Consider the following 18762-nt stretch of genomic DNA (forward strand, 5'->3'; position numbering starts at 1 on the left):
CAGTACCTCTTTCACAGCCCGGCCAGGAAGCGGCGGACGATCGGGGTCTGTCGTCGTTCTTCCAGCAGGAAGCAGTCGTGGCCGTACGGCGCGTCGATCAGGTGCAGCTCGGACGGCTTGCCCAGCGCCCGCAGCGCCGCGTCGATCTCCTGCGACGTCGCGGGCGGGTACAGCCAGTCGGAGCCGAACGTGATCAGCAGCGTGCGCGCGAGCACGCCGTCGAGCGCCTTGGTCAGCGAACCGTCGCCGTACTGCCGCGCCAGGTCGAAGTACGTCAGCGCACGCGACATCGTCAGATAGGTGTTGGCGTCGAAGCGTTTCACGAACGAGTCGGCCTGGTGGCGCAGGTAGTTCTCCACCTCGAACTCGGGTTCGGTGAGGGTGTACCGGATGTCGTCGGCGAACTGCAGCCTGCGGCCGAACTTGTCGTGCAGCGCCGGCGCCGACAGATAGGTGATGTGCCCGACCATCCGCGCCACCCCCATGCCCGCGTCGGGGGCACGGTCCGTGCCGTAGTAGTGGCCGCCCTGCCACGCCGGGTCACGCATGATCGCCTCACGCGCGATCGCGTTCCACGCCACGCCCTGCGGCTGCAGCGCGTGGGTACTGGCGATCACCACGATCGAATCGACCTGATCGGGGTACAGCACCGCCCATTCCAGTGTCTGCATCCCGCCGAGCGAGCCGCCCGCCACCGCCGCGAGCCGTTCGATGCCCAGCACGTCGAGGAACGCGCGCTGGGTGCGGACCATGTCCGCGACCGTGACCACCGGGAAGTCCGGCCCGTACGGCCGCCCGGTCGCCGGGTCGGTCGACGACGGGCCGGTCGTGCCCCGGCAGCCGCCGAGCAGGTTCGTGGCGACGACGAAGTACCGGTCGGTGTCGAACGCCTTGCCGGGCCCGATCATCCCGTCCCACCAGCCGAGCGCCGCACCGGTCCCGCCGTCGCGGTCCGCCGCGCCGAACCCGTCCCGGGTGGCCGCCTCCGGCGCGTCGACCGCGATCCCGGCCGCGTGCGCGTCTCCGCTCAGCGCATGGCAGACCAAAATCACGTTGTCGCGCCGGGGTGCGAGGGTGCCGTAGGTCTCGTACGCGACGCGGACGGGATGCAGCTCGCGGCCGCTGTCGAGGCGCACCGGCGCAGGCAGATCGAGGTGTCGCGTTTCGACTCTGCCTGCCGAACCGGCCGCTGGCGTCGACGCGGTAACCATGCGCGCATCATAGCCAGCCAGGCCCGTTCCGCGACCGGGGCGACGGCCCGTCCCGAACTATGAGACGCAGGTCAGCGGCGGTGTACGGTCCGTCGCATGACGACCATCGACAGCATCGACAACGGGGTCAACGTCCAGGCACTGCTCGACGCCCGGGAGGCGCTGAAGGCCTCGCCGGAGGCCGCCCAGTTCACGTGGCGGTCGACGACGAAGTGGGAGAACGGCGTGCACACCACGTCGACGGTCAAGGACTACTTCGGTCTCGGTGCGGAACACAGCCACAAGGCCGAGGCCTCGTTCACCGCCGACCACCCGGAGGTCTTCGCCGCCGAGGACCACGGCATCACGCCGATCGAGTACCTGCTCGTCGGCCTGGGGAGCTGCCTGACGGCGGGCATCGCGTCCGTCGCGCAGAACCGGGGCATTCAGCTGCGCTCGGTCGAGGCGACGCTGGAGGGCACCCACGACATCCGCGGGATCCTCGGTGCCGACAGCGACGTCCGCAACGGCTACAACGGCATCAAGGTGACGTTCAACGTGGACGCCGACGCGTCCAAAGAGGACATCGAAGCGCTGGTCGCCCAGTCACAGAAGCGTTCCGCCGTGTTCGACGCGCTGACCAACCCGACGGACGTCACCGTCGAGGTTGCCTGATCTCGTTGGAACGCACCACGACGGTCGTCATCGGCGCGGGCCACGCCGGTCTGGCAGCGAGCCACTTCCTCACCGAGCGGGCACTCGACCACGTCGTGCTCGAACGCGGCGAGGTGGCGAACTCCTGGCGGCGGGAACGCTGGGACTCGCTGCGGCTGCTGACACCCAACTGGCAGAGCAGGCTGCCGGGTCATGCCTACGGTGGCCAGGACCCGGACGGTTACATGACGATGGGCGAGGTGGTCGAGTTCATCGACCACTTCGCCGCACGCACGCGGGCACCGGTCCGCACCGGCACGACCGTCACCTCGGTGCGGCGCACCGACGACGGCTACCACGTGACGACCGACCGAGGTGAGATCGCCTGCCGCACGGTGGTCATCGCGAGCGGTGCCTGCAACCTGCCCGCCGTGCCGAAGCTCAGCGCGGCGCTGCCCGGCGACGTCACGCAGGTGACGCCGTTCGACTACCGCGGCCCGGACCAGCTGCCGGACGGCGGTGTGCTCGTCGTCGGCGCGTCCGCGACCGGCGTGCAACTGGCGGCGGAGCTGCGGCGGTCCGGCAGGCCGGTCGCACTGTCCACGGGGGAACACGTGCGGATGCCACGCACGTACCGCGGCCGGGACGTGCTGTGGTGGATGGACGCCGCGGGCGTGTGGGACCAGCGGTACGACGAGGTGCCCGACCTGACCAGGGCCAGGCGGCTCGGGTCGCCGCAGCTCGCCGGGACGCCGGACCGGACGTCGCTCGACATCAACGCCCTCACCGACATAGGTGTCGAGCTGGTCGGCCGTTCGGCGACCGTGCGGGACGGCGAGGTGCTGTTCTCCGGCGGGCTCCGCGCCGTGATCTCGCTGGCCGACCTGAAGATGGACCGGCTGCTGAACACCTTCGACGAGTGGGCGGCCGCCACCGGGATCGACAGCGACGTCAAACCACCGGAACGCTTCGAGACCACGCGGGTCCCCACATCCCCGCGGCTGCGGCTGGACCTGCGCGGCGGCGAGTTCCGGACGGTGGTGTGGGCGACGGGTTTCCGGCCGGACTACTCGTGGCTCGACGTGCCGGTCATCGACGAGAAGGGTCACCTGAACCACGACGGCGGAATCGTCGACAGCCCGGGGCTGTACGCGCTGGCCCTGCCCGTGCTGCGACGGCGCAAGTCCACGTTCATCCACGGCATCGAGGACGACGCACGGGACGTGGTCGCCCACCTCACACACTACCTGGCGTCCGGTAGCACCGCGGTGTCCTGAGTACCCCACCCCAACCCGCGCGAACACGCGGAGGGCGATCCCGCGCCAGATCCCCCCGCTAGATCAGCTCTCCCCCCAACCCCGCGAGTCCCCCGTTCAGGACTCGCGAGTCCCCCGTTCGGAACTCGCGAGTTCCCCGTTCAGGACCGCCGAGTTCGCTGTTCGAGTCTGACGACGGCAGGGACGGACCGTCGACTCGGAGGTTCCGAACGGGGAACTCAGGGGTTCCGAACGGGAAACTCGCGGGTTCCGAACAGGGGACTCGCGGGTTCCGAACAGGGGACCGCGATGGCGCTGGGCGGCTGGCTCGTGCGCGCGGGCGCGGCGCGGGTGCACACCACGCGCGCGGCGGGGACGACCCCGCAGACGCAGGGCAGGACGCCCGCGCTGCTCGCCCCCGCGGTGCGGACCCACGCCGACGCGGCGGGCGTGCACCCCGTGCTGCTGATGGCGATCCTGCACATCGAGTCCTACAAACCGCACGTGCCGCTGTTGGAACGGGGGTGGCAGGCGTTCCGCCGTGACTCGGCGTTCGGCGTCGCCAACATGCACCGCCGCACCTATGAGCAGACCCGGTTCGGCCGTCCGTTCGCCGAGCGTGCGTGGAGGGAACTGCCCGGCGACCCGGACCTGGCCATCCAGGCCGCGGCATGGCACCTCCACGACCTGCGCGCCCAACTGCCCGCCACCACCGGAGGCTCCTTCACCACGGAGGAACTCCTCGCCATGGGCTACAACGCGGGCGCACGCAACATGCTCAGGTTCGCGGCCGGGCGGCAACCCGGGCCCAGGGCCCGCGCCTATGTCGACCGCCTCCGCGAACACTGGGCACCGGCAGAAAAGGCACTCCGGCAGCACTGAACGCGACCTACGGTGCACCGGCCACTCTCACGCGAACCGGGGTGCTCGACGATCCGCGCCGCGTGGGCGCCATTGTGTTCACCGGGGCCATGGTCATGACCAGCTTCCCGCTCGACCGCTACCGGGTTGGCAAGGGATCGAATAACTCACCGACTGGCAACGGGAACTCGTCCGTTGATCTTCTGCGCGGACGAACCCGCTGGCGAGAGCGCCGTGGTGCCGATCGGCCGTCCGGCATGGAACACGCAGGCCCACGTGCTGGCCGAGGCACTGCACCCCGTTCCCGTCGGGATGGTTGTCGTCTCCCGGACGACATGCTCATCCGCGCCCCGGGACGTGATCAGCTCCGCACGCCGGGGACGCTGTCAGTCCTCGATAGCGATGTGCGACAGCGCCGGGCAGCAGGTACTCGGCCAGCACGTTCCCCGCGCGGTGGGACGGCAGCCCCATGTCGTGCATCAGCTCGTCGGCGCAGTGGATGTCGTAGGGACCGAAGTCGTAGCCGCCGGAGCCGGGCAGCACTCGCTCCTGCCAGGCCAGGCGGGCGTCCACGGTCTCCCGCATGGTCTCCTCGCCCGGCATCGTGCGCAGCGTGCCGAGGAAGTGGCGGGTCAGCCAGTGCGCGGTGACCTCCACGCCCATGATGTTGTTGAAGACCTGCCGGAAGCCGACGAACCCCAGCCGGTCGACGCCGGGCGGCACGATGCCCCGGTACAGCCGCACCCGCCCGGCCCGGTCGTGCACCGGCACCGCCGGGTCCAGGAACGGGAACACCCTGTGGTGGCCGGTGGCGAACACGATGACGTCCGCCGCCACCTCGTCGCCGGTCGCCAGACGCAGTCCGGTGCCGGTGTACGCGTCGACCACGCTGACCCGGGCGTCCAGCCGGCCCGCGCGGACGGCACTGACGTAGCCGCGTGGCATCACGCCGGCGTGCGCGAGATGGAACGGGAGCGTGTGCGCGGGCCGCAAGCGCCTCGGCAGCCGGTACAGCCCGCTGGAGATCAGCATGTCCCGCTCGATGACCCACCACAGCGCCCGCTTGACCCGCGCGTCGAGGCGGTCGATCAGGCGCACGCACGCCGGGTCGTGGTAGCGCGGCAGGAGCGCCGCACCGAACCGGGTCATCAAGATCCACCGGTAGCCGACCGAACCGAGCAGGAGCCGTTCCGGGACCATCCAGTTGACCTTGCGCTGCACAAGCGTCGCCTCGGCCGCCTCGCCTGCCGCGCGAGTGGCCAGGTCCAGCGCGGACTTGCCGCCACCCACGACGACCACCCGCCTGCCGGTGAACGTCCCCGCCCGCACCTCGTTGGAGTGCACCACGGTGCCGTCGAACGACGCGCGCCCCGGCAGGTCGGGCAACCGGGCGTGGTGATGTGCGCCGCTGGCGACCACGACGTGGTCGAAAATCTCGCGCCGCACCCGTGCCGCCTCGTCCCCCGTCGGCCGCGACTCGACCACCCAGCCGTCGGCCCCCCATCCGGCCCGGTCCGGCCACCGCCCGGACGGCCGTCACCTCGGTACCCGGCCGGAGGCGCTCGAGCACACCGAACTTCTCGGCGTAGTCCTCCAGGTAGCGCTGGCTGTCCACGGCGCTCGCGAAGCGCAGGCGGTTGGGCAGGTCCGCGAACTCGAAGAGGCGCGGTGCCGCCTGGTTGGCCAGCCCGTCGTAACAGCCGCCCGGCGACCAGATCCCGCCGACCCGCTCGTACTTGTCGAGGACGGTGACGTCGAAACCGTTCTCCGACAGCACCTTCGCACTGACGATTCCCGCGGGCCCCGCTCCGATCACACACGCCCGCATGCGCTCTCCCCTGAGTGACCGACAACGGTCCACCCGTGATACTAGTCACGTTCGCCCCGGATGTCCGCGACATCGGCACCGATCGCGGTCCGGGGTCCGTGACACGATCTCGTTGCTAAGTCAGCGATAGCGTGCCGCCGCTGCCGGTCCGCCCGGCGGAGGAGGGCAGCGGCGACGACCTGCTGGACCTGGGCGGCCGCTACGCCGCGTTCTGGAACCTGGCGATGACGCCCGTCAACGAGTGAACACAGCCGGGGGTGAAGTGTCCCTTGACGCTCCATCGAAGGTCACTGTGAACCTTCGATGGAGCGTCACTCGATGTGTCGTCGAGCGAGTGCGGTGCACGCTGCGATAGTGGTCGTCATGGATCTGGCCGAGCTGTACCGCGACCTGCACCGGCACCCCGAGCTCGGGTTCGCCGAGACACGCACCGCCGCCGTCGCGGCCAGGGAGCTGCGCGCCGCCGGGTTCGAGGTGGTGGAGGGCGTCGGCAGGACCGGTGTGGTCGGCGTGCTGCGCAACGGCGACGGCCCGACCGCGTTGTTGCGTGCGGACATGGACGCGCTGCCCGTGCTGGAGAAGACCGGGTTGCCCTACGCCAGCACCGTGGTGGTCGACGGCACCCCCGTGGCGCACGCGTGCGGGCACGACGTGCACGTGACGTGCCTCGTCGGGGCCGCGCGGGCGCTGGCGGCCGACCGCACCGCGTGGTCGGGCACGGTGCTGGCGGTGTGCCAGCCGGCGGAGGAGCTCGGCGGCGGCGCGGAGGCGATGGTCGCCGACGGCCTGTTCGAGCGGTTCGGCCGCCCGGACGTGGTACTGGGCCAGCACGTGGCCCCCATCCCGGCCGGCGTGCTGGGGCTGCGCCCCGGCCCGGCGTTCGCCGCGGCCGACTCCGTCCGGATCACCCTGCACGGCCGGGGCGGGCACGGTTCCCGCCCCGAGGCCGCCGTCGACCCGGTGGTGATGGCCGCCTCCGTCGTGCTGCGCCTCCAGACCATCGCGTCCCGCGAGATCGCCGCCACCGACACGGTCGTCGTCACCGTCGGCGCGGTCCGCGCGGGCACCGTCGCCAACATCATCCCGGACGAGGCCGAGTTGCTGCTCAGCATCCGGACCTACGACCGGGACGTCCGGGCCGCCACCCTCGCCGCGGTGGAACGCATCGTGCGGGGCGAGGCGACGGCGGCCGGCGCGCCGAAGCCACCCGAGGTGGTCGTGGAGACGAGCTTCCCGACCCTCGTCAACGACCCGGACGCGGTCGAGCGAACCCGCACGGCCCTCGCCTCGGCCGTGCCGGTCATCGTGGATCCCGGCCTGGTGACCGGCAGCGAGGACGTGGGCGTCCTCGCCACCGCGGCCGGCGCGCCGCTGGTCTACTGGCTGCTCGGCGGGGCGGACCCGAAGGCGTTCGACGGTGCGACCTCGATGGACGACCTCCGCAGGCGGGTCGCTGCCCAGCCCGCCAACCACTCCCCCTTGTTCGCGCCGGTCATCAGCCCCACCCTCGACCTCGGCACCGCGGCCCTGACCGCCGCCGCACGCCACTGGCTGCCCGTGACCGGCTGACGACGTCCGGCAGGCGCCCCGGCGCAGGCGCGGGCCCGACGTCGCCCGATCCCGTCGAGCAGCTCCGGTCCGGAAAGGACGGTAGCGCGTCGGTCACGCCGTGGTTGCTCGTGCGGGTCAGCCCTCGGCGAGCACCTCGCGCAGCCGCTTGGCGAACTCCTCCGGCTTGCCGGGGTAGCCGAACTCGCCACCGAGGAACCCGCCGTGGTGGCTCGGGAAGACGGTCGCCTCCTGACCGAGCAGCGCCGCGGTGGCCACAGCCGTGCGCGCGGTGAAGGTGTTGCCGGTCTCCTCCCCCACCGCGATGACGACGCGGGTCGGTGCCGAGGTGATCGCCTCGACGTCGGGACGGTAGCCGCTGACGGCCCACGACCGGTCGGACAGCAGCGGGTCGTCCCGCTTGCCGTCGTCCTCGGCAGGCATGCCGAACGCGGCCGGATCCGGTGCGGGCTGGGCGAAGTAGTCGTCGGTGTACTCGCCCTGCCACGCCGTCAGTGCCATGAACGCGGCCATGCCCGCGCCCCAGCCCTTGGCGTTGTAGACGTCCGTGACCGCGTCACGTGCGCGTTCCGCCGCCCCGGCGTCGGGCAGCACCGGGATGATCGGCGGTTCGTGGGCGACCATGGTCGTCACGTCGCCGGGGTGGGCGGTCACGAGTGCGAGGGCGGTCACCGCCCCGCCGCTGCTGGCGAACACCTCGACCGGGCCCGCGCCGAGCGTTTCGATGAGCGCGTGCACGTCCTGTGCCTGCACCTCGGGCGTGTTGTCGGTCCTGCCGTCGTCGCGGGTGCTGCGACCGAGACCGCGCGGGTCGTAGGCGACCACGGTGCGCTCGGGCAGGTGGGAGGCGAGCGTGCCGAAACCGCTGGCGTCCATGGGCTGGCCGAGCATCAACAGCGGCGGCCTGCCGTCCTCCGCGGGCAACGGGCCGTAGATGTCGTAGACGATGTCGGCGCCGTCGGTGCGCAGGGTGCCGGTCCGCTTCTGTCGTGCCATGGCCGCCTCTCCGGGTCGTGGGCTCACCAGACCCTACCGACCACGCGAGCCGGGCCGGTGGCGGTCAACCTGCCGTGTCGGTGGCGCGCAGGATGTCCGGCGCCGGCATGGTGGAGGCGTGCAGTGCTGCCATCCTGGCGCGGGTGGCCGCCATCCGCTTGCGTGCCGCGCGAATCCGCCTGCGGCGGGCGCCGGAGTTGGTGGTGAAGCTGCCGAAGTCGTGCCTGCTGTGCTGGTTCATGGCCGATCCCAAAGGTGTACCGAGCTTTCCCGTAGGAACGGCTACCCCGCCCTAGCCAAGATCACACGTTCGATTCGGATTCGTGACGTGCCGGTGACGGTGCGTGCGCAAACAGCCGTGATGGGCCGGTCGGCGACCGGCCCATCACGGGGGCCTGAACTCAGCTGCATGGGCTCTGGCCCGCACGCGGGTCAGAGCGTCCGGGACCGCGACTGGGATCGACCGTGACAGCAGGAGTGCTCCGGCATCATCGAGGACCCGATGGCGTCCGTCGCCGCACCGGGCTGTCAGAACGGCAGTCTGCCCCGGCCCTTGCGGCCAGCGCCCGCGCTCTTGCCCATCGCCTTCTGGGACTTCGAGAACGGTTTGCGCAGCCACTGGCCCAGTCGGCCAGGGGCCAGACCCGCGACTTGACCGCCCGCGCCCGCGGTCCGCTGCGCCCCGCGTTCCGGGCCACGCGACAGCCGGGGCACGAGGAACGCGAGGATGATCAGCAGGACGCAGACGCCGATGACGATACCTACCACCATGGGGCGTTCTCCTCTACAGTCTGGCGAATCCGTCGACGGTGACTACCCGGATTTCCACACCGGCATGCATGAGGTGAGGCCGATGACCGTGGGAACGGCCAGGGGGAGCAGACCACACGACCCGCTGTTGCCCGACGACGTGACCGCCGCCACCGGGTGCCCCGTCCTCGAGGTGATCCGGGAGAACGAGGGCAGCGAGGACGCGCCGGACGCCGCATTGACCGACGGTTCGTGGGCGCTGACCTTCGACCTCGGCAGCGGGCGGTACCTGTCCTGCTACGCCAACCGGTTTCCGGTCGCGCGGTTCACGGTCCAGGACGACCTCGACGCGTGGACCGCCGAGGCGGAGTTCGCGCCCGTGGACGGAGTGGGCGACCAGGCGGTCATCCTGACGGACGACACGATCTGGTTCCGTGTCGGGCAGGAATGGGCCGTGCAGATCCTGGCTTCCCCGGACCTCCCCCGGTCCGCCCGGCTGGCGGCCGCCGGCGCCGCCGCCCGCAGGCTGGCTGGCGCGTGACCTACGGCCCTACGGCCGACCGCCAGACCAGCTCGCCGTCCACCCGGTCGGCGGTCGGCGTGAGTCCGATGGCCTTGGCGACACCTTCCGAGGCGACGTGCCCGGGGTGGATGTGCGCGATGAACTCCACGGGGTTCAGGGTTTCCCGCAGTTCCGCGCAGAACCCGGTCATCATCTCCGCACCGAAACCGTGCCGCTGCACGGAAGGGTCGACGAGGTAGGCGACCTCGCACGACGCACGCGCGCGCCGCACGGTGGCCTGCGCGAGACCGACGAACCGACCGTCGTCGCGGACGCGTGCCACGTAGTTGATCCAGAGCAGGTCCGGGTCCACCGACCCACCCAGCCAGCGCTCGACCCGGTGCCCGGCCTCGACCGCCGACGCGGGCGCGTCGCCGATGTACCGGTACAGCGCGGGTTTCACCAACATCGCGACGAGATCGTCGACGTCGTGCCTGGCGAGGCGGGACAGCACGAGCCGTTCCGTTGCGATCGCCGGGGCGGTCTCGACCTTCACGCTGTCGCTACGGAACGCACTTGCGGTTTCCAGATCACAAGCCCGAACAATAACATCGCGGCGCCGACGGCGACGATCGTCACCGACGGCGACAGCACGAGGCCGAGCACGCCGCCGAGCAGGAAACCGACCGGTACCGCCGTCAGGTTCATCGCGCGGTAACCCGCGGTCGCCGCGGCGCGGTCCTGGTTCGAGATCGCACGGGCGCGGAACGTGGAGATCAGCACGAGGACGACACCGGAGCACAGCTCGTCCAACGCGAACCCGGCGACGATGAACGCGACTCCCGCCGCACCCGGCGCGTAGAGACCGATGCCCAGCAACAGGTACGAGCCGATGGCGCCGAACCCGAACAGGGAGATCCCCCACCCGCCGGTCAGCTTCCCCGGCAGCCTGGTCGCCAGGTAGGCACCGAGCGCGGCGCACAACACCGCGCACGTCTTGATCACGCCGTAGGACGCCGCCCCGATGCTCGTCCGGTCCAGGATGGCGATCAGCAGCATCGCCTCGATCACGCACTGACCCAGGTTGTAGGCGAGCGCCCAGCCGGTCAGCAACCCCAGCGCCTGGGTGCCGAAGTTGACCCGGATGCCGTGCCGCAGCGACGACCGGTCCCCGGTCCGGCCGGGCTCGACCGGTTCCGCGACCCGGGTCCGTGGCATCCCGCCGAGCAGCAGGCACGCGCCGGCGGCCAGGACCGCCGCGACCACGAACGTGCCGGAGACGTCGAACATCGCGAGGGCGATGCCCGCGAAGAACGGGCCACCACCGTCGGCGAGCGACTCCGCCATGCCGAGCCGCGAGTAGACCCTCGGCAGCTCGGCGTCCTCGAAGGCGAGCGGCACGAGCACCTGCACGGCGACCGCGGTCAGGATCGAGCCGAGTCCCAGCGACAGGTTGGCCAGCGCGAACACGGCGAACCCGACGATCGGCGAGGCGAACAGCGCGACCGCCGACAACGCGAACGCGAGCACCCGCAGCCATTCCGACGCGAGCATGACGGTGCGCTGGTCGTACCGGTTCACCGCGACCGTCGCGGCGCGGGCGAAGAGCACCTGCGGCGCGAACCGGCACACGCCGAGCACGGCGACGACCATGGCGTTGGCGCCGAGCGTGGCGACCGCGACGAACGGCACCGCGAACTCGATGACCGCGATCGCGAAGAACGACACGAACGCCGCCGTCGACAGCCTGCGGGTCAGCGCCGGGTGCCTGGGCGGCGCCGGGGTGCTAGTGCTCAACGAGGAGGCCCATCTCCAGCAGCTTCGCGACGCGCGGTTCGTGCCGGTCCACTGTGGCGGTCGGTGCGCCGGACAACGCGAGGAACAGGTCCCTGCCAACGGGAGCCGAGGCTTCGGCGTCACTGATCAGGTACCTGCGGTCGGGGTCGTGGCCGAAGGCGGCGAGCACCGCGCCCGGCTTAGGCCCGGCCTCGACGACGTCGGGCCGGTCCGGGGGCGCGAACAGGTGCGCGTCGGACAGCAGGTAGTCGACGGCGGTCTCCCTGACGAACCGCAGCACGTCGTCGCCGGACTCGAGGATCGGCTCGCCCGGACCGTTCAGCGAGGTGTTGATCAGCACCGGCACCGCGCCGAGGTCGGCCACCGCGCACAGCAGGCGGTACACGGCCGGGTTGTCGGCCGCGGTGACCGTCTGCACCCGCGCGGTGCCGTCCAGGTGCAGCGCCTCGGCGAGCAGGTCCCGGTACTCCGGGCGGACGGTGAAGTTGAAGTTCATGAACGGTGACTCGGCCGGACCGGTGAAGTAGGTGGCCACGTCCTCCACCCGGACGATCGGGGCGACCGGCCGCCACCACTGCCTGCCCTTGATGGTGTTCAGCTTCGACCGGGCGTCCCGGCAGCCGACCGGGTGGCAGAGGATGGACCGGTTGCCGAGCGCACGCGGCCCGAACTCCGCCCGGCCGCCGTAGCGGGCGACGACCGCGCCGCCGACCAGCGTCTGCGCGGCGTGATGCAGCAGCTTCCCGGTGGTCGCCGACGTGGACACGGCCTCGGCGAACCCGTGCCGTGCCGCGTCCTCGACACCGATCTCCTCGGCCTGCCCGCCGAGGAAGTCGGACCGGACCCGGTCGCGCACGACGGGTGCGGGGTCGTGCCGGTAGTACCCGAGGAAAGCTGCGCCGACGGAGATGCCCGCGTCGTGCGGGCAGGAGGGCACGTACACGTCGTCGACGCGGTCGAGCCCGGCGATCGCGGTGTTCCCCGTTAGGTTGAGGAAAACCCCGCCCGCGCAACAGATCCGGCGTTCCCCGGCCAGCTCGACGGCACGCCGCGCCTGGTAGGTGACCAGCTCGGTGAACGCGTCCTGCACGGCCGCGGCGATGTCCACGTCGTCGACCGGGTCCGCGTGCCCGCGCAGCAGCTGCCAGCCGTTGCGCACCCTCGGCGGCTCCCCCGGCGCGATGAGCTCCGATGTGGACAGTCGAGGGGTGCCTGCGAACGGGAGCCCGGCGAGCGCCATCAGCTGACCGTGCGCGTGTTCCTTGCGGAACAGGTACCTCGCGACGTTGTCGTACAGGCTCGCCTCGCCCTGCACGTGTACGTCGGGCTGGTTGTGCGGCGCGGAGAAGTCCCGCGCGAGCAGGTCGAACCGGCCGGCGTCGAACCGGTAGACCGAGCGCAACTCGGTGAACAGGGTGCGGTCGGTGTCGTCGGCGGTGTACCTGGCGAAGAACTCCGCGAACGGCTCGTGGAAGTCCGCGCCGTCCCGCGACGACGTGCCCGCGCTGTCCGACACCAGGACGGCCGCGGTCGCGAACCCGGACAGCGCGGCCGCGCACGCGGCGTGCGCCAGGTGGTGGGAGACGACGAAGTGCCGTTCGTCGAACGGGTCGAAGTGGGTGAAGTCCGCGGTGAACAGCGGGCGCTGCAGGCCGACCGCGGCCGGGCCCGCCGCCTGGAACGACGACACGATGACGTCGACGTCCGCGAGCGACGTGCCAGCCGCGGCCAGCACCTGCGGCACGGGAAGGCGGTTCGACAGGCACTCCTGCCCGTCGTACTTCGTCCTGGACACCCGTTCCTGCTGGATGGCCGCGACGACGACGCCGTCGCGCACCACGGCACACGAGGCTTCGTGTCCGCAGTGGATGCCCAGGACGGTGGTCATCGCCGGTAGTTCCCGACCGGCGCGCCCTTCGGCATGAACCCGAAGGTCAGGATCGTCACCCGCTCGCCTGCCACGATCGGCGTACGGCTGTGCGCCTGCGTGCCGGCCAGGAAGATGACCACCTCACCCGGCGCGAGCTGGAACCGCTCCTCGGAGCCGTCCGGGTAGTGCATGCACAGCGCCGAGGTGGTCGGCGCGTCCTGCGGGGTCTCGTGCGCCAGCATCATCAGCACGTTCAGCGAGAAGATGTCGGTGTCGATGTGCGGGATGATCCCCTGGCCTGCGTCCCGGTAGAACAGGTAGCTCGCGATGCCGGTCGGTTCCGCGCCCGGCACCACCGACCGGACCAGGGCCGTCAGCCCGGGACTCGTCGCCAGCCTGTCCGCGACCGGTCCCCCGCACCCGAGGTAGTGCTCGTCGAACGGCACCGCCGTCTCGCCGACCTCCTCGGCCTCCGCGATGAGGGTGGCCAGCAGCTCGTCGGTCAGCAGCTCCGGGCGGCCCCGGTACTGCGCGCCGCGCGGGTCGGCGACGTCGTACGGGCACAACAGTTCCAGTGCCTCGGACACCGCCACCCGGCCGTCCTGAGCCCTCGGGTCCCGCTCCGGTACGAGATGTCCCGCGGACAGGCCGAGGATGAGTTTGAGATTCGCCTGCTCGGCAGGGCTGAGGCTGCCGTGCAGGTCGGCCAGCCGCCTGCCGACGGACGCAGTAACACTCATCGCGGTTTCCTTAGATCGGGTGGTAGCCGAACGACACGAGCCGGATCGACTCGCCTGCCACGGTTCTCGTCCGCTGGTGCGTCACGCTGTCGGCGAAGAAGACCAGCGACTCGCCGTGCGCCAGCTGGATGTGCACGGGCTCCTGGTCGGGCGGATACAGGATCAGCTCGGAATGCCTGTCCGCCGGCCGGTGCTCCAGCATCGTCAGCACGTTGAGCGCGAACTCGTCCTTGTCCACGTGCGGGTCGATACCGAGACCGGGGGCGTCGTAGTACAGGTAGTTCGCCTTGTACGTCGGCAGCACCGGCCCGACCCGCTCGCTGAGGAAGTCGTTGATGGCGGAGGAAAGCGCCATCTCCCTGGCGAGTGGCGCACCGGAGGAGACGTAGTGGTCGTGGAAGCGTTCCGCCCGGTGGCGGCTGGCCATGGACTCCTGGTCCATGGCCGCGATGTCCGCGTCGGTGAAGAACGGCGTCCTGCCGAGGAAGACGATGCCGGTGGTGAACGCGGGCCGGTTGCCGTCGTGCAGTTTCGGCAGCGCCCGCTGTGCCGTCTGCAACGCCTCCTGGCGCAGTTCGTCCGGCTGCTGCCGGGCATGGCCGACGAGCAGTCCGCCCGCGGCCATGCTCAACAGCAGCTTGAGGTTCTCGCGCTCGGCCGCGGTCAGCTCGGCGGAAAGCCGGCCGAGCCGCTCCACCAGAGGCAGCGACGCCGCCTGGCTCACTGGGACTCCGTGAACCCCAGCGTCTCCGGCAGCGCGAGCAGGTGGTTGCGCACCTCCGGCGTCGCGGCCGCCGAAATCGGCTTGGAGTAGATGTACTCCGCCTCCGCGTTGATGTCCTGCAGCTTCTCGAGGTGCAGCGCGGAGGATGTCACGATGCTGCTGAGCACCTCGCGCTCGCCATCACTGAGATCGGCGGCGAGCGCCGCGAGCTTGTCGGTCAGCGTGGGCAGGGCGGCCTCCAACGCGGCCGAGTCGAGCTCGCCACCCGGCGTCGTCTCTTCGACCTGCCCCATCTCGGACCGCATCTCCGGCGTCGAGTTCATGGCACTCCTCCTGGCTCGGGACCTCGCCACTGTCTGGTGGCAATCACCAAGCTAGAGATGCCCGATAGGCCGGAGAACGAGCGATTCTGGACCGGAAATGGACCGCGGTCAGTTGGTCCCGGCCGGCGACTCGGCCGCCGGTGCCCTGTGCAGCTCCAAGGCCTGGGCAGGCGTCCCGATGAAGACGATGCCGAACGTCTCGACGTCGGCGAGCCGGATCCGGACGGCGAGGTCGTCCCGGACCACGACGACGAGCTCCCGCGCCACTCGCGAGTCGTCGATGACCGGGTAGGCCCGGTAGACGGTGCGCTCCACGATCGTGAACAACGCGTCGGCGATGGTCGCGGCATCCGCGTACCCGGCGGCGTCGGTCCACGCGTCGAGAACGTCGATGCCGGATGTGAGGCGAAGTCGGCGTGCCATGAGGATTCCTCCCACTGTTACATATCATCGTTATGGGTAAACCATAACGCCGATACATAACACTTTCCAACGATTCGCAATGGGAGAGCACGCTGAGAGAAGACCGCCATCAGGGCGCCCGCACAGCGGGTGCCACGGGCACGGCGCGGTCAGGCGAGGTCGGTCGCCCGCCTGGCGCCTCGACCGCGGAGCCAGTCGACGAGGTCCACCGCATCGGGGCTGGTGCGCAGGACGGCGTCGAGGGGCGTGGCCCGTTCCCAGGCCGCGACCCAGTCGAGGTCGGCGCCGCGGTCGGCGAGGTACCGGGCGGTGGGCAACCGGCCACCGTGGCAGGCGCCCCAGAAAGCCGCGTCGACCTCGCCCCGGTCCGGGGTGGCCGAGGCGAAGCAGGCGGCGACCCGGTCCTGCAGTCCGAGCACGGCGGCGGTGAACAGCGTGGTGGCCGCGCCGCGTTCGACGAGGCGGAACGCGGCGCGCCACTGGGCGAAGGCGGTGGCGTCGGACAGTGGTGTGCCGCCGCCGATCACCGCGCCGGGGGCGTCGATGTCCGCCCCCGCGTCGAGCAGCGCGTCGAGCACGCCGACGTCGTCACAGCTCGCCGCCCAGTGCAGCGGCGTCTCGCGGTGGCCGCCTTCGAAGGGGGCGTCGACCTCGGCACCGGCGGCGACGAGCGCGGCGACCGTGGCCGGGCCGTCCGGGAAGTGGCCCGGCCAGTCGGCGACCACGTGCAGGAGCGTGCGCGCGCAGGTGGTGCCGTCGGCGGACCGGTCCCGGAGTCGCGCGGTCGCGAGCCGGGGATGCCGGGCAAGAAGTGCGCGGAGCGCGCCGACGTCACCGGTGTGGATGGCGGTGACCGCCGCGCTCGCGAGTGCGTCGTCCTTGTCGGTCACGGCGGTGCGGTGCCCGCCTCGGTGTCGGGGTCGGCGGGCACCAGTGGTTCCGTCCGATGCAGCGGAGCCAGGTCGGTGAACCGGCCGAGTCCCAGTTCCGGGGTGTTGACGTACACGGTCTCCGCGTGGCTCGACACGTAGGTCTCGTGCCAGATGCCGACCGCGTTCGAGGCGCGGGCGGCGCGGCGGTTGAACGCCCGCCAGGCCGGCCAGTGCTCGGCGTCGCGGGCGGACGCGTAGGCGTACAGCCGGTCCAGGCTGTCCCAGTACTGGATCAGTGTGGGGTTCCGCCCCTCCAGCATCAGACGGTGCCCCAGCAGCCCGGAGTCCTCTGCCTCCGACAGCTCCCGCAACATCTTCGGCATCGCCCGGAACGCGGGCCACCACCGGTCCACCCGCCACGGCTTGTTGATGGTCATCCCGATGAGGAAGATCACGAGTTCGCCGCTGTGCCGGTGAGTCACCCGGCCGGGTACGACCTTCACCATCCGGACCTCCGGTGCAAGACTACCGACGAGGGCAACATCTTCGTCCGGGGCGCACCGGCAACCCAGCCCGCGTCACCGGTCGCGCAGCGCCGCGCCAGGATCGCTAGCCCCGGCGGGCTCAGTGCTGCCGGAGCGCGAGCAGCCGGCGGGCGTGCGCCCTCGCCGAGGTCCGCGAGAACACGCCGAAGCCGTTCGCGTCGGTCGTCCTGCTGTCAGTGGTGCCAGAACAGCAGGAGGGCCAGCGCTACCGCGACGGCAGATCCGCTGACGAGCTTGACGGCGCGCAGGTGTGCGTGCAGCACGGCGTCCCACATGTCGCCGTCGCGGGCGGCGTAGCGCACCGTCGGGGTGAGTGCGCGCCCGAGCCCGAAGCCGGCCCCGGCCGCGACCGAGGTCACCAGGCCGGGTGCGGTGAGGACCAGCGCGGCCACCAGCACGTACGGAACGGTGGCCGACACGTACGTGCGCACCCCGGTGCCCATCTCGAAGCCGAACCGCAGCGAGCCCTTCGCCACGTCGTCGTCCCACACCGTTCGCGGGACCTGCCGCGCGTTCTGGGGCAGCGGGAACCGCACCGCACCCGCGTCCCGCAGCACACCGAGCACGGCCACCGCGACCACGATCCCATACCGCAACGCCGAGGGCACCGGGGTGGCGAGCCCGCCGGCCACCCACAGCACGAGCGCGCTCAGTACGGCACCCAGCACCAGTCCGACGTCGAACAGCAGCAACGCGGCGCCCTGCCGGGTCTTTCCCCGCCAACCTGGCGAGGTCAGCGCGAAAGCGCTGTTCCTGGTTCAAACGGAGCCGGACAGCGTGTAGCCGGCCAGCCCGCCGAGCACCGCCCACGCGGCGACCGCCCACCCGGCCAGTGCCAGCGCGACCGCGGCGGGCGCCATCGCCAGCGGCACCGCGGGATGGGTCAGCCCGCGGCGGAGCACGGACGGCGACGGGTTCACACCGCGCCACCGGTGAGGGTGCGCCACGTGATCGGCCCGACGATGCCGTCGGCCGTGATCCTGTTCTGCCGCTGGAAGTCCGTTGCCGCCGCGAGCGTGCCCGCGCCGAAGACGCCGTCCACGGCCAGCTTGTAGCCATAGCGGTTGAGCTGTGTCTGCGTGGCGCGGACGTGGCTGCCGGTGTTGCCATGGCGGGTGGTGACCACCAGCGACGGCCACGTGGCGGTGTCGACGTCACCGGTGGCCGCGAGGCCGCGCGCGGTCTGGAAGTCGCGGACCGCCCGCGTGGTCGCGGGGCCGTAGGCGCCGTCGACGCTGGTGGGGAACGAGTGGTGGGTGAGCAGGTGCTGGATGGTGGTCACGATGGCGCCGGACGCGCCTGCGGAGACCGGGAGCCACTTCGCCGCCGACGGGCAGCCGCAGTCGGTGGTCCACCGGCAGATCGAGTTGACCCAGCCGGAGCCGGTCCTGCGGTAGCCGTCGTGGCAGCGGCGTTCCACGTGGCAGCTGCACGCCCCGCAGGCCTGGTCGTAGCGCCACATCCAGCCGTCGTAGCTGCCGGAAAGGCAGGCGTTGGGCCGCAGTTTCCAGGTGACCTGGTCGTTCTTGTGGAAACCGGTGTTCGTCCCGGAGGTCACGCACGCGTCGGCGAAGATCGTGCTCGGGCCGCAGCCCGGCGAGCAGTTGTGGTCGGCGGCGTAGGACGGGCAGTTCGGGTAGATGTCGTAGCCGTCGGCGACCGCTCTGCGCACCGACGGGAACACGCCGCCGAGCACGGTCAGCCCGGCCACGCTGCCCGCCCGCAGGACGGCCCGTCTGGTCGGCGCCCAGCCCGGCCAGCGCAGCTTCCTGGTGCGGCCGCGTGCTTCGACGGGCATGCCGGGGTCGGTGCCGCGCAACGGCGGCACCCCGGTGGTCACGTTGCTGGTCACCGAATCTCCT

Annotated in this window: 22 protein-coding genes and 1 pseudogene; 5 read left to right on the top strand and 18 right to left on the bottom strand. The window is 71.4% G+C overall.

Annotated features, from left to right (window positions below; all coding sequences use genetic code 11):
• Positions 1-11: 11 nt before the first annotated feature.
• Positions 12-1211, bottom strand: a complete 1200-nt coding sequence (metX, locus tag ACFPCV_RS00890) for a homoserine O-acetyltransferase MetX (RefSeq protein WP_378053384.1) — start codon at positions 1209-1211, stop codon at positions 12-14.
• 96 nt (positions 1212-1307) lie between these two features.
• On the opposite strand from metX, the gene ACFPCV_RS00895 reads away from it, so the two are divergent.
• From ACFPCV_RS00895 to ACFPCV_RS00905, 3 genes are all read left to right on the top strand, one after another.
• The gene (locus ACFPCV_RS00895; RefSeq protein ID WP_378053386.1) at positions 1308-1865 is read left to right on the top strand and encodes an OsmC family protein; all 558 of its coding nucleotides are present in this window, start codon (positions 1308-1310) and stop codon (positions 1863-1865) included.
• Between the two features lie 5 nt (positions 1866-1870).
• A complete protein-coding gene (locus ACFPCV_RS00900) occupies positions 1871-3121 on the top strand; it encodes an NAD(P)-binding domain-containing protein (RefSeq protein ID WP_378053388.1) in 1251 nt (416 codons plus the stop codon).
• A gap of 288 nt (positions 3122-3409) precedes the next feature.
• Positions 3410-3982 (top strand): transglycosylase SLT domain-containing protein, encoded by a 573-nt coding sequence (locus ACFPCV_RS00905; protein WP_378053390.1) that lies wholly within the window; start codon positions 3410-3412, stop codon positions 3980-3982.
• 318 nt (positions 3983-4300) lie between these two features.
• Here ACFPCV_RS00905 and ACFPCV_RS00910 read toward each other — a convergent pair whose 3' ends face one another.
• Entirely contained in the window at positions 4301-5446 is a 1146-nt protein-coding gene (locus ACFPCV_RS00910) for an FAD-dependent oxidoreductase (RefSeq protein ID WP_378053391.1), read from the bottom strand.
• 238 nt (positions 5447-5684) lie between these two features.
• Positions 5685-5789 (bottom strand): annotated as a pseudogene (locus ACFPCV_RS00915) (FAD-dependent monooxygenase); the annotation flags it as partial.
• A gap of 363 nt (positions 5790-6152) precedes the next feature.
• Here ACFPCV_RS00915 and ACFPCV_RS00920 point away from each other — a divergent pair.
• Positions 6153-7358 carry an amidohydrolase gene (locus ACFPCV_RS00920; protein WP_378053393.1) on the top strand — a complete coding sequence of 402 codons (1206 nt, stop codon included), beginning with the start codon at positions 6153-6155 and terminating at the stop codon, positions 7356-7358.
• A gap of 117 nt (positions 7359-7475) precedes the next feature.
• Here ACFPCV_RS00920 and ACFPCV_RS00925 read toward each other — a convergent pair whose 3' ends face one another.
• From ACFPCV_RS00925 to ACFPCV_RS00935, 3 genes are all read right to left on the bottom strand, one after another.
• Positions 7476-8354, bottom strand: coding sequence for an alpha/beta fold hydrolase (locus ACFPCV_RS00925; RefSeq protein WP_378053395.1), 879 nt, complete (start codon positions 8352-8354; stop codon positions 7476-7478).
• A 64-nt stretch (positions 8355-8418) separates the two neighbouring features.
• On the bottom strand, positions 8419-8595 hold the full coding sequence (locus ACFPCV_RS00930) for a hypothetical protein (protein ID WP_378053397.1): 177 nt from the start codon (positions 8593-8595) through the stop codon (positions 8419-8421).
• Between the two features lie 287 nt (positions 8596-8882).
• Entirely contained in the window at positions 8883-9125 is a 243-nt protein-coding gene (locus ACFPCV_RS00935; protein ID WP_378053399.1) for a DUF6411 family protein, read from the bottom strand.
• Positions 9126-9207: 82 nt separating this feature from the next.
• On the opposite strand from ACFPCV_RS00935, the gene ACFPCV_RS00940 reads away from it, so the two are divergent.
• Complete coding sequence (locus tag ACFPCV_RS00940; RefSeq protein ID WP_378053401.1) at positions 9208-9645, top strand: hypothetical protein; 438 nt, start codon at positions 9208-9210, stop codon at positions 9643-9645.
• 1 nt (position 9646) lies between these two features.
• Here the strand turns inward: ACFPCV_RS00940 and ACFPCV_RS00945 are convergent, their stop codons facing one another.
• The 12 genes from ACFPCV_RS00945 to ACFPCV_RS01000 form a co-directional block, all read right to left on the bottom strand.
• Positions 9647-10162, bottom strand: a complete 516-nt coding sequence (locus ACFPCV_RS00945) for a GNAT family N-acetyltransferase (RefSeq protein ID WP_378053403.1) — start codon at positions 10160-10162, stop codon at positions 9647-9649.
• Positions 10159-11403, bottom strand: coding sequence for an MFS transporter (locus tag ACFPCV_RS00950; RefSeq protein WP_378053405.1), 1245 nt, complete (start codon positions 11401-11403; stop codon positions 10159-10161). The genes ACFPCV_RS00945 and ACFPCV_RS00950 overlap by 4 nt, the downstream gene beginning before the upstream one ends.
• Positions 11393-13291, bottom strand: a complete 1899-nt coding sequence (locus ACFPCV_RS00955) for a carbamoyltransferase C-terminal domain-containing protein (protein WP_378053407.1) — start codon at positions 13289-13291, stop codon at positions 11393-11395. The genes ACFPCV_RS00950 and ACFPCV_RS00955 overlap by 11 nt, the downstream gene beginning before the upstream one ends.
• Positions 13288-14013 carry a hypothetical protein gene (locus tag ACFPCV_RS00960; protein ID WP_378053409.1) on the bottom strand — a complete coding sequence of 242 codons (726 nt, stop codon included), beginning with the start codon at positions 14011-14013 and terminating at the stop codon, positions 13288-13290. Before ACFPCV_RS00960 ends, ACFPCV_RS00955 begins: the two co-directional genes overlap by 4 nt.
• Positions 14014-14023: 10 nt before the next feature.
• Entirely contained in the window at positions 14024-14737 is a 714-nt protein-coding gene (locus ACFPCV_RS00965) for a hypothetical protein (RefSeq protein WP_378053411.1), read from the bottom strand.
• Positions 14734-15060 carry a hypothetical protein gene (locus ACFPCV_RS00970; protein WP_378053413.1) on the bottom strand — a complete coding sequence of 109 codons (327 nt, stop codon included), beginning with the start codon at positions 15058-15060 and terminating at the stop codon, positions 14734-14736. Before ACFPCV_RS00970 ends, ACFPCV_RS00965 begins: the two co-directional genes overlap by 4 nt.
• 108 nt (positions 15061-15168) lie before the next feature.
• On the bottom strand, positions 15169-15483 hold the full coding sequence (locus tag ACFPCV_RS00975) for a DUF6235 family protein (RefSeq protein WP_378053415.1): 315 nt from the start codon (positions 15481-15483) through the stop codon (positions 15169-15171).
• A 149-nt stretch (positions 15484-15632) separates the two neighbouring features.
• Complete coding sequence (locus ACFPCV_RS00980; protein WP_378053417.1) at positions 15633-16373, bottom strand: ankyrin repeat domain-containing protein; 741 nt, start codon at positions 16371-16373, stop codon at positions 15633-15635.
• The gene (locus ACFPCV_RS00985; RefSeq protein ID WP_378053419.1) at positions 16370-16861 is read right to left on the bottom strand and encodes a monooxygenase family protein; all 492 of its coding nucleotides are present in this window, start codon (positions 16859-16861) and stop codon (positions 16370-16372) included. Before ACFPCV_RS00985 ends, ACFPCV_RS00980 begins: the two co-directional genes overlap by 4 nt.
• A 212-nt stretch (positions 16862-17073) precedes the next feature.
• Positions 17074-17592: a hypothetical protein gene (locus ACFPCV_RS00990; RefSeq protein ID WP_378053421.1), complete on the bottom strand. Its 519-nt coding sequence runs from the start codon at positions 17590-17592 to the stop codon at positions 17074-17076.
• A 66-nt stretch (positions 17593-17658) separates the two neighbouring features.
• On the bottom strand, positions 17659-17820 hold the full coding sequence (locus tag ACFPCV_RS00995; protein WP_378053423.1) for a hypothetical protein: 162 nt from the start codon (positions 17818-17820) through the stop codon (positions 17659-17661).
• On the bottom strand, positions 17817-18752 hold the full coding sequence (locus tag ACFPCV_RS01000) for a peptidoglycan-binding domain-containing protein (RefSeq protein WP_378053425.1): 936 nt from the start codon (positions 18750-18752) through the stop codon (positions 17817-17819). The genes ACFPCV_RS00995 and ACFPCV_RS01000 overlap by 4 nt, the downstream gene beginning before the upstream one ends.
• Positions 18753-18762 lie beyond the last annotated feature (10 nt).

Origin of the sequence: Actinophytocola glycyrrhizae (genome assembly GCF_042653545.1) — a bacterium.
Taxonomy (GTDB): domain Bacteria; phylum Actinomycetota; class Actinomycetes; order Mycobacteriales; family Pseudonocardiaceae; genus Actinophytocola; species Actinophytocola glycyrrhizae.